Consider the following 10,492-nt stretch of genomic DNA (forward strand, 5'->3'; position numbering starts at 1 on the left):
CCAATCCAAAATAGAGCCTGCAGCCTAATCAAGGTGTAAAACACTTGCTAGACTCTCCCATAGGCGTTAACAGCTACCGCCTTCCAAGGCCCTCCCAGCGTGCTATCCGCTCGGGAGGGCTTTTTGCGACTGGCACCCTGAAACAAATTAGAGCTTCGAACGGACGCCCCCATGCCTAAACGCACAGACCTGAAATCCATTTTGATCATCGGGGCAGGCCCCATTGTGATCGGGCAGGCCTGTGAATTTGATTATTCGGGCGTGCAAGCCTGTAAGGCGCTGAAGGAGGAGGGCTACCGGGTCATTCTGGTCAATTCCAACCCCGCCACCATCATGACCGATCCAGACTTGGCCGACGCCACCTATGTGGAGCCGATCACGCCAGAAGTGGTGGAACTGATCATCGCCAAAGAACGCCCCGACGCGGTTCTGCCCACCATGGGCGGACAGACGGCGCTGAATTGTGCGCTGACGCTGGAGAAGACCGGGGTATTGGCGAAATACAATGTTGAGATGATTGGCGCGAAGGCTGACGTCATCGAAAAGGCCGAAGACCGCCTGAAATTCCGTGACGCGATGGATAAAATCGGGCTGGAAAGCCCTAAGTCCAAGATGGCCCACACCGTTGAAGAAGCCATGCTCGCCCTGCCCTTCGTGGGCCTGCCTGCCATCATCCGCCCGAGCTTCACCTTGGGCGGCACTGGTGGCGGCATCGCCTATAATGTCGACGAATTTAAACGCATTTGCGCCAGTGGCATCGCTGCAAGCCCTGTGGGCGAAGTGCTGGTTGAAGAAAGCGTTCTGGGCTGGAAAGAATATGAGATGGAAGTGGTTCGCGACAAAGCGGACAATTGCATCATCATTTGTTCCATCGAAAACATCGACCCCATGGGCGTTCATACGGGCGACTCCATCACCGTCGCCCCAGCGCTGACCCTGACCGACAAAGAATATCAGCGTATGCGCGATGCCTCGATTGCCGTCTTGCGTGAAATCGGGGTCGAGACGGGCGGCTCCAACGTGCAGTTTGCTCTCAATCCCGCCGATGGCCGAATGACGGTGATTGAAATGAACCCCCGCGTGTCGCGCTCGTCTGCTTTGGCGTCCAAAGCTACAGGTTTCCCCATCGCGAAGGTCGCAGCCAAGCTCGCCGTCGGCTATACTTTGGACGAAATTGCCAACGATATCACAGGCGGCGCAACGCCTGCCTCGTTTGAGCCCTCGATTGACTACATCGTCACCAAAATCCCCCGCTTCGCGTTTGAGAAGTACAAGGGTGCGGACACGACTTTGACCACCTCCATGAAGTCGGTGGGCGAGGCCATGGCGATTGGGCGGACGTTCCAAGAAAGCTTCCAGAAGGCCCTACGCTCGCTGGAAACCGGCCTCGACGGCTTTGATCCCTTCCTTGAAATTGGGAATGACCGAGAGGCGCTGCATCAAGCGCTGACCATCCCAACCCCCACCCGCATTCTGGTGGTCGGCCAAGCCCTTCGCATGGGCATGAGCGTCGAAGAAGTACACGCCGCCAGTAAGATCGACCCTTGGTTCTTGGATCAATTCGCGGAACTGATCGCTACGGAAAAGAAGCTTGAAACCACTGGCCTACCCCAAGCCACTGCGGACTGGCGCTTTGTGAAGGCGCAAGGCTTTTCCGATAAGCGCTTGGCCAAGATCGCAGGCAAGACCGAACTCGAAGTCCGCGCCGCCCGTCGTGCCGCTGGCGTCCGCCCGGCCTATAAGCGCATCGACACCTGCGCGGCGGAATTCGCGTCTCCCACGCCATATATGTACTCGACCTATGAGGAGGAGTGCGAGGCCGCGCCAAGTGCTGCCAAGAAGATCATCATTCTGGGCGGCGGGCCTAACCGGATCGGCCAAGGCATCGAGTTTGATTACTGCTGCTGCCATGCGGCCTTTGCCTGCGACGAGCTGGGTATTGAGAGCATCATGGTCAATTGTAATCCAGAGACCGTCTCCACCGACTATGACACGTCCGACAGGCTCTATTTTGAGCCTTTGACGGCTGAAGACGTTTTGGAAATCATCGAAACCGAAAAGCAGAGCGGCACGCTTTTGGGTGTCATCGTGCAGTTTGGCGGTCAAACGCCGCTAAAGCTGGCCCATCCTCTAGAGCAAGCAGGCGTGCCAATCCTTGGCACCAGTGTCGATGCAATTGATATCGCCGAAGACCGCGAGCGCTTCAAAGCGCTTTTGAACGAACTGGACATGCTGCAACCTCGCAACGCGATTGCCCGCACCGAAGCAGAAGCGATTCTGGGTGCGCAAGCTGTTGGCTACCCTGTTGTGCTGCGCCCATCCTATGTCTTGGGCGGCCGTGGCATGGAGATCGTCTATGATCAGCCAAGCCTAGAGCGCTATGTGCGCGAAGCCGTAATCGTCTCGGGCGATAATCCTGTCTTGATCGACCAATATCTGCGCGATGCGATTGAAGTCGATGTGGATGCTTTGTCCGACGGCAAAGACGTATTCGTCGCGGGCATCATGGAACACATCGAAGAAGCAGGCATTCACTCAGGCGATAGCGCTTGCGCCCTGCCCCCTTACACTTTGTCGGCAGAGATCATCGCGAAGATCGAAGCACAGACCATTGCGATGGCAAAAGGCCTGAATGTCGTTGGCCTGATCAACATCCAATATGCGATCAAGGACGACACGATTTATGTGTTGGAAGCCAACCCACGCGCCTCCCGCACAGCACCTTTTGTGGCCAAAGCAGTTGGCATTCCAGTGGCGCGCATTGCCGCTAAGCTACAAGCCGGCGAAAGCCTTGCAAGCTTTGGATTGAAGCAGAAGAAACTCAACCATGTCGCTGTCAAAGAAGCGGTTTTCCCATTTGCCCGCTTTGCCGGTGTCGACCCAATCTTAGGCCCTGAAATGCGCTCAACCGGCGAATGTATGGGCATTGACGCCGACTTTGGCCATGCATTCTTGAAGTCTCAATTGGGCGCTGGGATGCGCTTGCCGTCCGGCGGCACGGCCTTCTTGTCGGTGAAAGACAGCCATAAATCGGCTCTGCCAGAGCTCGGTCGCAACTTTGTGCGCTTAGGCTTCAAGCTCGTGGCGACGGAGGGCTGCGCAAAGGTCCTGCGCGATGCCGGCGTGCCGGTTGAGCGCGTCAATAAGGTGATGGAAGGCCGTCCCCATATCGTCGATGCGATGATCAATGGCGACATCCAATTGGTCGTCAACACCACCGAGGGAGCCCAATCCCTTGCCGATAGTTACTCCATCCGGCGCACGGCTCTGGTATCCAATATCTCCTATTACACCACCATTGCTGGTGCCCGCGCTGCTGCCACCGCCATCGAAGCGGCGGAGGGAGAAACCCTACAAGTTAAGCCACTGCAAGCGTACGCTTGACGAAAGACGATCGAAACACCACTCTATAAGCCCCTTTTTGTGGAATCCCCCTAATGGAAAAGATCCCTATGACTGCAGAGGGCCATGCGGCGCTCGATGCAGAACTCAAACGTTTGAAGACTGACGAGCGCCCTTCCGTGATTGGCGCCATCTCAGAAGCGCGCTCGCATGGCGACCTGTCTGAGAATGCGGAATATCACGCAGCCAAAGAGCGGCAATCCTATATTGAGGGTCGCATCGCTGAGCTGGAAGACAAGTTAGCACGCGCGCAAGTGATTGACGTGTCGAAATTGTCTGGCACGAACGTCAAGTTCGGTGCCACGGTGACAGTCATTGACGAAGACACCGACCATAAGGCTGCCTATAAGATCGTGGGTGAAGACGAAGCCGATGTGAAACTCGGCAAAATCTCGATCACCTCCCCCATCGCCCGCGCCATGATTGGCAAGGAAGAAGGCGATGTTGTGGAAGTGGCAGCGCCCGGCGGCTCCAAGAGCTATGAGATCGTGGCAGTCACCTGGGCCTAAGCCTCTGTGAATCTTTGTGAGGTAAAATAGAACGGGCCCCTGACTAGGGGCCCGCTTTATGTGTTAGAGGCGAACTTCAAAGGTCGCTTCAGTCTTGGCCTTGACCTCATCCAAAGTCACATCTGTGGCCAGCTCAATAAGCGACATGCCCCCAGCTTTGCGGTCGATGGAGAAGACCGCTAGATCGGTAATCACCAGATCGACGACTTTCAGGCCCGTCAGCGGCAGGTGACAGCTGTGCAAAAGCTTTGGCGCACCATCCTTGGCGGTGTGTTCCATCACCACGACGCAGCGGCGCACGCCTGCGACCAAGTCCATCGCCCCGCCCATGCCTTTGACCATTTTGCCGGGCACCATCCAATTGGCGAGGTCACCGGTCTCTGACACTTCCATCGCACCCAAGATCGACAAGTCGATATGGCCGCCACGGATCATGGCAAAGCTGTCAGCAGAGGAGAAAAACGACGTCTGCGGCAATTCGGTGATGGTTTGCTTGCCAGCATTTACAAGATCGGCATCTTCTTCCCCCTCAAACGGGAAAGGCCCCATGCCGAGCATGCCATTCTCGCTCTGCAGCGTGACAGTCATGCCTTCGGGGATGTGATTGGCAACCAAAGTCGGGATGCCAATACCAAGGTTGACATAAAAGCCATCGCGCAATTCTTTGGCGGCGCGGGCGGCGAGATCATCGCGGGTCCAGGGCATTAGTTTTGGTCTCCAGTTTTTGGCTTTTCAGTCTCTTTGGGTGGGCCCGGCTTAATCAAGGCTAGTGGGACCGGGAATAGCTCGTCAAACAACGAGATCAGCGGTGCCATAGCATTTAAGCCGTCCATATAATTGGACTGGCAGTACCGATAGGCCAGCAACGAACGCCCCGAATCTTTGGCTTCGATAAAATAATGGGGCGCGTGCAGGCAAATTGAATCTTTCGTATCTTCAGGCAGGCCAGAGCGCGCCCCATCCTTGCCTCGCACTTGTGGGTCCAACGTCCAAAGACCACCCGCATCTATGGCAGCCATAACTTCCAAAGCCTTGGTCCGCTCGACGCGCAGTGTGTAGAGGCCTGTAAGGTTACCTTGCCGATAGGTTCCAAATCCATCCGTGTGGCGTAACTCGGCAGAACAGGCCTCGGGATCGCACCATAAAGTCAGAATACCGGGTTTCTTGTGCCATGCGTGCCAGATCAAGCGATACGCTCGCCTATTGTCAGCAAGCGGTTCAGCTTGCATAGATCGGAGGTCAAACGAGTGAGCTGGCGACACTTCCCCGCCAGGGGCACCACGCGCGTTCAAATTCACAGGGGCCAACATCACGCAGAACGCGGCGATGCGCATGGCAAGCTTTAGCCCCAGGATAGCAGCGGACTGACTTGATGCCTTTGGCATCAGACAGCCTCCCTCTTGGTCACGGTGCGTTGTTCGATGCGCTTTTCGAAACTGCCTTGCACCAAGCGCTTTACATAAATCCCGGGCGTATGGATGTGATCGGGATCAAGGCTGCCGACGGGCACAATCTCTTCCACTTCGGCGACGCAGATTTTGCCAGCCGTGGCCATCATCGGGTTAAAGTTGCGGGCAGTTTTGCGGTAGATCAGATTGCCAGCGGTATCGGCCTTCCAAGCCTTGACCAGCGACAAATCAGCCTTGAGGCCGGTTTCGAGAATATAGGTCTCGCCGTCGAAATCCTTATGCTCTTTGCCCTCAGCGATTTTCGTGCCGACGCCGGTCTTGGTGTAGAAGCCCGGGATCCCTGCCCCACCGGCGCGAATACGCTCGGCCAGCGTGCCTTGGGGATTGAACTCAAGCTGCAGCTCACCGGAGAGATATTGGCGCTCAAACTCTTTATTCTCGCCGACATAGGACGAGATCATTTTGGCGATCTGTTTGGTCTCCAACAGCAAGCCTAAGCCAAACCCATCAACGCCCGCATTGTTGGAGATGACGCTAATGCCCTTCACGCAACTGTCGCGAAGCGCAAGGATGAGGTTTTCGGGGATGCCGCACAAGCCAAAGCCGCCGGACATCACGGTCATACCGTCGAAGGTGAGGCCTTCGAGTGCGGCTGCCGCATTGGGATAAATGGTGGTCACTGCGCTACGCCCTTCGGGTTGCTCCGCCCGTGTTTAGCAAGGCTTGAAGCTTTGTCGAGCGCTAAGCATCAGATGGGGTGGCAATTCCTGTGTAGGGACTAAAAACTGGCCCTATTGACCTGACCGCTTGCGTACCGCCGTGATCGACTTGGTAAAGCCAGCAACCTTTTCAAAGACCAACTCGGCATCGGGGAAGAAGCCCGCCATGTCCTTGGCGGTCAAGAGCCGCCAGTCTGGTTGGACATTGGAGACCCAAAATTTGCCGATTGTCTTCATCAAGCTGCGCTGTAAGGGCCGCGGCAAATAGATAATGGGCTGCGGCAACATCGAGTGCTGTTCCAGCGGGAAATCCACATTTGGCGTCTGTACGAAATAGCCATCGGTAATGCGGCGCAATTCATCGGCAAAGCGCTGTTGGTGCACAATCGCGGTCGCCTCAAAAGCCTTATTGTCATCCATGTCCAGCATGGTTTGCTTCGGCCCGGTAACATGTTCGATCACTGAGGAGCAAAAGACGATATCAAAGGCGCGATCTTCAAAAGGCAGCGCCTCTTTTGAGCCATCGAGCAGCATGGTCTCATAACAATAATCGGCCTTGGCCTGCTCGAGGTCGGGACCCCAATGGTCAGCGATCAGAACGTTTTTGTGATTGGGGGCAATGCTATGAAAATGGCTGCCATTGCCGCCGCCCAGATCAAGGATGCGATGATGCGGCTCAACGCCCATCATCGTCAAAAATTGCTCCCCACGACGTGCACGGGCTTTAGCGGAAATGGCGCGCAAATACGACTTGATCAATGTCTCTATCCAAGAAAGCGCCCACCAAACCCTCGATTAACTCACGTCACGCTGACGTCAGATCGAAGCGGCACCCTGCGCATGAGTGGGGTCGATCTCTAGCAAGGCCAGGTAAAAGAACACATAACAGGCCCGACTTAGTTCTATAGTTACGTTGATTTGAAAAAAGATTGGCTTGTAAGCATTTGATCAAAGCCATTGCCGCTAAATATCGATAAATTAATACCTGTAAAGGCAAGAGAACATACCAGAATACTTTGAAATAATGTTTGCGGCACAGGCTTTGCAGCAAAATCGCCATAGCATTTGAGAGGCCTAACATGGAACGCTTGCGATCATTCTGCCGCAAATCAGGTCTGGTTTGCGCCTTGGGGACGATTTTGATCGGCTCTGGCGTTGGGGTGGCTGTTGCCCAAGGCGTGTGGCAAGCCACCAGAATACCAACCCAAACACAGGTCTCGACGGCTGCGCGGGCACCCTTCCCAGTTGAGCGCTGCATTAATGTCGCCGGTGCCCTAGAGGCCCCGAATGAGGGCGACTGGGGTTATAAAATCCGTGAGCGCGACTTCAAAACCATCCGTGCCGCAGGCTTTGACACCGTTCGTGTGCCGATCAAATTTTCAGCACACGCCATGGAACAAGCACCCTATACGCTCGATCCAGTCTTCATGGCTCGGATCGACGAAGTTGTAACTTGGGCCATTCGCAATGACCTGACCATTATCTTGAACCTTTGCCACTATACCGAGCTGTTCGAGAATCCCGATGTGCATGAGCGCCGCCTTGTCGCCCTTTGGGCGCAGATTGCCGCGCGTTATCAGAATACACCAGCCAAAGTGATGTTTGAAATCATCAATGAGCCGCAAGAGGCGTTTTCAGGCCCGCGCGTCAATAAGGCGCAGGCAGAAGTTCTGAGCATTATCCGCCAAACCAACCCGACCCGCACTGTGATCTTTGCCGGGGACAATTGGGGCAACATCTTGGGCATGGACAATCTGGAATTGCCCAACGATCCCTATGTCGTCGGCACCGTTCATTACTATCAACCCTTTGAGTTTACCCATTCTGGGGCCAGTTGGATGGACAATCCCCCACCTGCGGGACGTATCTGGCCCCGCCCCAGTGAAACCGCCGAGTTGCGGAAAGACATGGCCCAAATCGCTGCCTTCCGCGACCGGATTCAAGCCCCCGTCCTTCTGGGCGAATATGGTGTCGGTGTGGAAGTGCCCCTGCGCCTGCGGGCTGACTGGACCCGCGCCATGACCAGCGCCTTTAAGGAAATCAACATGCCTGCGTGCTATTTCAACTTCACCGGCGGGTTTGATACCTATGATCGGTCGGTCGAGCAGTGGCACGCCCCCTTGCTGGAAGCGCTACAATTGAGGCCCAAGTGAGCGAAACGCAGTCTACCCGGCAAGAGCCCAACTTTACCGGCGCTATTCCCTTCAAAGCAGACGGCGGCTACATGCCGGGCCTAGACGGGTTGCGGGCGATTTCGATCCTGATTGTGGTGATCGCCCATGTAGGCTTCGAGAATTTGATCCCGGGCGGCCTAGGCGTCACCGTTTTCTTCTTCGTATCAGGCTTCCTAATCACGCGCATTCTGGTGGCAGAACAGAACCAACATGCGGGCGCGCTCGATCTACCGGGCTTTTATTTGCGCCGTTTCCTGCGCCTTGCGCCAGCACTTCTCGTATTTTTGCTGGGCTCTTGGCTCATGCTTTTGCCATTTGGGGTCAAGGTCGACGCCGGTCACGTCGCCGCAGCGCTCTTCTACTTCATCAATTATTATGACGTAGTGCGCGAGTGGTTTGGCTGGTCCGAGCGCACCATTCCGTGGGGGCATTTGTGGTCGCTGGCAGTTGAAGAGCATTTTTACCTGCTGTTCCCTGCAGCACTTGCTTTGTTTGGCAAAACCCATCAGGCGCGCGTGCGCCTTGTCGTCATCAGTATTGTCGTCTGCGCCCTTTGGCGCGCCTATGCGGTGCTGGGCCTAGGCCTGCCGCATGAGCATACCTATTACACCACCGATAGCCGACTAGAGAATATTGCCTGGGGCTGTCTCTTGGCGATCCTTCTCGACGGGGCACCCCGCACACGGGCGCGTCTGGCTTGGCTGGTTGGCTGGCATTGGGTTGTCCTGGCGCTGGGTGCGATTTTGGCGACCTTGGTTTATCGCGACGAAGTTTTCCGTGAGACCCTGCGCTATTCGATCCAAGGTGCATCACTGTTTATATTGGTCCTAAACCTCTACGCGCTGCGCAGCTTACGCTTCTCGATTGACCTCTTAGAACTAAAGCCGATGCGCTGGATCGGCCGCCTCTCCTACTCGCTCTATCTTTGGCATGTGCCGATCATCTGGATCGTGCGCGAGGTTATGTTGGGCGACGCCAATAGCCTCGAGCGCTTGTCGCCCATAGGCATGGTGATCGCCGTGGCTTTGAGCTTTGCCTGTGCCTGCGCCAGCTATTATGCCGTCGAACGACCACTCTTTGGCCTGCGCAAACGCTTTGGCGGCAAGCCGGTGGAGACATTGGCGACGGCTTAGGCGGCTAGCCAGCAATGCTGTTGTCAAAAAAGCCTGAAGACCACGACAATAGGCCGACCAACTCTACAGGCAGCCTCTTCCAAACGGTCGCCCTTAGCGATCCATTCTTTGGATGCCCGCTCGGTCATAATCGCAAAGTCCTCTGAAGGGCTAAAGGCCGTTGGCATTGCCGTTGTCACTCGGCCATCTGCGTCAACTGAGATCCGCATCATCACGCCACCGGTTTGGTTCGCAAATAGCGGCACTATTGGGTAGTTAGGCTTGTTGTTCTCCCAATTCGTGAGCACAAGTGGCGTATTCTGATCCCCGCATTCGCCGTCTTGTTGCAAGAGAGATGTCAACTCAGCCTCGTACCCATGCCTAAATGCAGCGCCGACGGCTGCTTCCACGCCCACTAATTCTGAACTGGCGATCCGTTGCCACAAATAGAGATCGTCCCAGACCTTATCCCAAGCACTGTCTAGACCAATTTTCGGGGCACCATACGCAAACCGCGCCTCAAGGATGAGTTTGTAAGCTTCCAGCCGCTCTTCCTTGGCCAAAAGAGCTTGTGTTTTTATTCGTGCACCAAAAGCCCGCACGGCAGGCGCATAAGTCGGCCCGCTGCCCTCAAGAAGCTTCAGACCCTGATTGGCTTGCTTAAGAGCTAGGTCCTTTTTGCCGTCGCGCAAAGCAAAGTCGCCCAAAAGGAAACTAGCCTCAGCCTTGGTCGCAGCCGGTGCGTCTGAATCAGCAGCCAAAGCGCGCCGCAACGCTTGGGCCGCCATCGCGCGGCCTTCGTTGGTTGCTGTTTGATAGGTTTGGATCGCTGCCGCGAGGCGACTGGGCCCGGCCGTATCTGCTTGGGCAGAAGTTAGCGGCGACACGAGAGCCAGGCCGATCGCAGCAATACCTAGCACTTGCTTAAAAGCGAAATTCGTCATGAGCAACTTACCCTTTGCAAAATCCAAATCAATTGGGGCAAGTTATCACCGCAGATGACGCGGTCAATCGGTTCAACTTATCGGGATTACATCTTTTTGCTAGAGTCTGTCAGATGAAACTAGAATCTGAGGGATTCCCATAATATGCGGATTGTGATTCATGGTTGGTGCTGGGGTGGAGGCCAGCGTTCATGCCGAGACCTTTATCCCTTGATCTTCGTCA

The 10,492-nt window shown here is 55.6% G+C and carries 9 protein-coding genes; 4 read left to right on the plus strand and 5 right to left on the minus strand.

Annotation, left to right across the window (positions count from 1 at the left end):
• Positions 1 to 171: 171 nt before the first annotated feature.
• Both carB and greA read left to right on the plus strand, forming a co-directional pair.
• A complete protein-coding gene (gene carB / locus ACIQ20_RS10085) occupies positions 172 to 3,384 on the plus strand; it encodes a carbamoyl-phosphate synthase large subunit (RefSeq protein WP_395779915.1) in 3,213 nt (1,070 codons plus the stop codon).
• Between the two features lie 53 nt (positions 3,385 to 3,437).
• Entirely contained in the window at positions 3,438 to 3,911 is a 474-nt protein-coding gene (gene greA, locus ACIQ20_RS10090) for a transcription elongation factor GreA (RefSeq protein ID WP_313587659.1), read from the plus strand.
• A gap of 63 nt (positions 3,912 to 3,974) precedes the next feature.
• On the opposite strand, the gene ACIQ20_RS10095 is transcribed toward greA, so the two are convergent.
• The 4 genes from ACIQ20_RS10095 to ACIQ20_RS10110 all read right to left on the minus strand — a co-directional run bounded on the left by ACIQ20_RS10095 (position 3,975) and on the right by ACIQ20_RS10110 (position 6,798).
• Positions 3,975 to 4,616, minus strand: a complete 642-nt coding sequence (locus ACIQ20_RS10095) for a CoA transferase subunit B (protein ID WP_395779917.1) — start codon at positions 4,614 to 4,616, stop codon at positions 3,975 to 3,977.
• Positions 4,616 to 5,296, minus strand: a complete 681-nt coding sequence (locus tag ACIQ20_RS10100; protein WP_395779919.1) for a hypothetical protein — start codon at positions 5,294 to 5,296, stop codon at positions 4,616 to 4,618. The genes ACIQ20_RS10095 and ACIQ20_RS10100 overlap by 1 nt, the downstream gene beginning before the upstream one ends.
• The gene (locus tag ACIQ20_RS10105) at positions 5,296 to 6,000 is read right to left on the minus strand and encodes a CoA transferase subunit A (RefSeq protein WP_395779921.1); all 705 of its coding nucleotides are present in this window, start codon (positions 5,998 to 6,000) and stop codon (positions 5,296 to 5,298) included. Before ACIQ20_RS10105 ends, ACIQ20_RS10100 begins: the two co-directional genes overlap by 1 nt.
• A gap of 111 nt (positions 6,001 to 6,111) precedes the next feature.
• Positions 6,112 to 6,798: a class I SAM-dependent methyltransferase gene (locus ACIQ20_RS10110; RefSeq protein WP_395779923.1), complete on the minus strand. Its 687-nt coding sequence runs from the start codon at positions 6,796 to 6,798 to the stop codon at positions 6,112 to 6,114.
• 320 nt (positions 6,799 to 7,118) lie between these two features.
• Here ACIQ20_RS10110 and ACIQ20_RS10115 point away from each other — a divergent pair, with 320 nt between their 5' ends.
• Together ACIQ20_RS10115 and ACIQ20_RS10120 are read left to right on the plus strand one after the other, a co-directional pair.
• The gene (locus ACIQ20_RS10115; protein WP_395779925.1) at positions 7,119 to 8,192 is read left to right on the plus strand and encodes a glycoside hydrolase family 5 protein; all 1,074 of its coding nucleotides are present in this window, start codon (positions 7,119 to 7,121) and stop codon (positions 8,190 to 8,192) included.
• Positions 8,189 to 9,346, plus strand: coding sequence for an acyltransferase family protein (locus tag ACIQ20_RS10120; RefSeq protein ID WP_395779927.1), 1,158 nt, complete (start codon positions 8,189 to 8,191; stop codon positions 9,344 to 9,346). The genes ACIQ20_RS10115 and ACIQ20_RS10120 overlap by 4 nt, the downstream gene beginning before the upstream one ends.
• Before the next feature lie 23 nt (positions 9,347 to 9,369).
• Here ACIQ20_RS10120 and ACIQ20_RS10125 read toward each other — a convergent pair whose 3' ends face one another.
• Positions 9,370 to 10,269, minus strand: coding sequence for a hypothetical protein (locus tag ACIQ20_RS10125; RefSeq protein WP_395779929.1), 900 nt, complete (start codon positions 10,267 to 10,269; stop codon positions 9,370 to 9,372).
• Positions 10,270 to 10,492 lie beyond the last annotated feature (223 nt).

The organism is Aquidulcibacter sp. (genome assembly GCF_044346625.1).
GTDB lineage: Bacteria > Pseudomonadota > Alphaproteobacteria > Caulobacterales > Aquidulcibacteraceae > Aquidulcibacter.

What these genes read in the sequence shown, in the direction of transcription:
- carB (WP_395779915.1), top strand. Translation starts at nt 172, where the DNA reads ATGCCTAAACGCACAGACCTGAAATCCATTTTGATCATCGGGGCAGGC.
- greA (WP_313587659.1), top strand. Translation starts at nt 3,438, where the DNA reads ATGGAAAAGATCCCTATGACTGCAGAGGGCCATGCGGCGCTCGATGCA.
- ACIQ20_RS10095 (WP_395779917.1), bottom strand. Translation starts at nt 4,616, where the DNA reads ATGCCCTGGACCCGCGATGATCTCGCCGCCCGCGCCGCCAAAGAATTG.
- ACIQ20_RS10100 (WP_395779919.1), bottom strand. Translation starts at nt 5,296, where the DNA reads ATGCCAAAGGCATCAAGTCAGTCCGCTGCTATCCTGGGGCTAAAGCTT.
- ACIQ20_RS10115 (WP_395779925.1), top strand. Translation starts at nt 7,119, where the DNA reads ATGGAACGCTTGCGATCATTCTGCCGCAAATCAGGTCTGGTTTGCGCC.
- ACIQ20_RS10125 (WP_395779929.1), bottom strand. Translation starts at nt 10,269, where the DNA reads ATGACGAATTTCGCTTTTAAGCAAGTGCTAGGTATTGCTGCGATCGGC.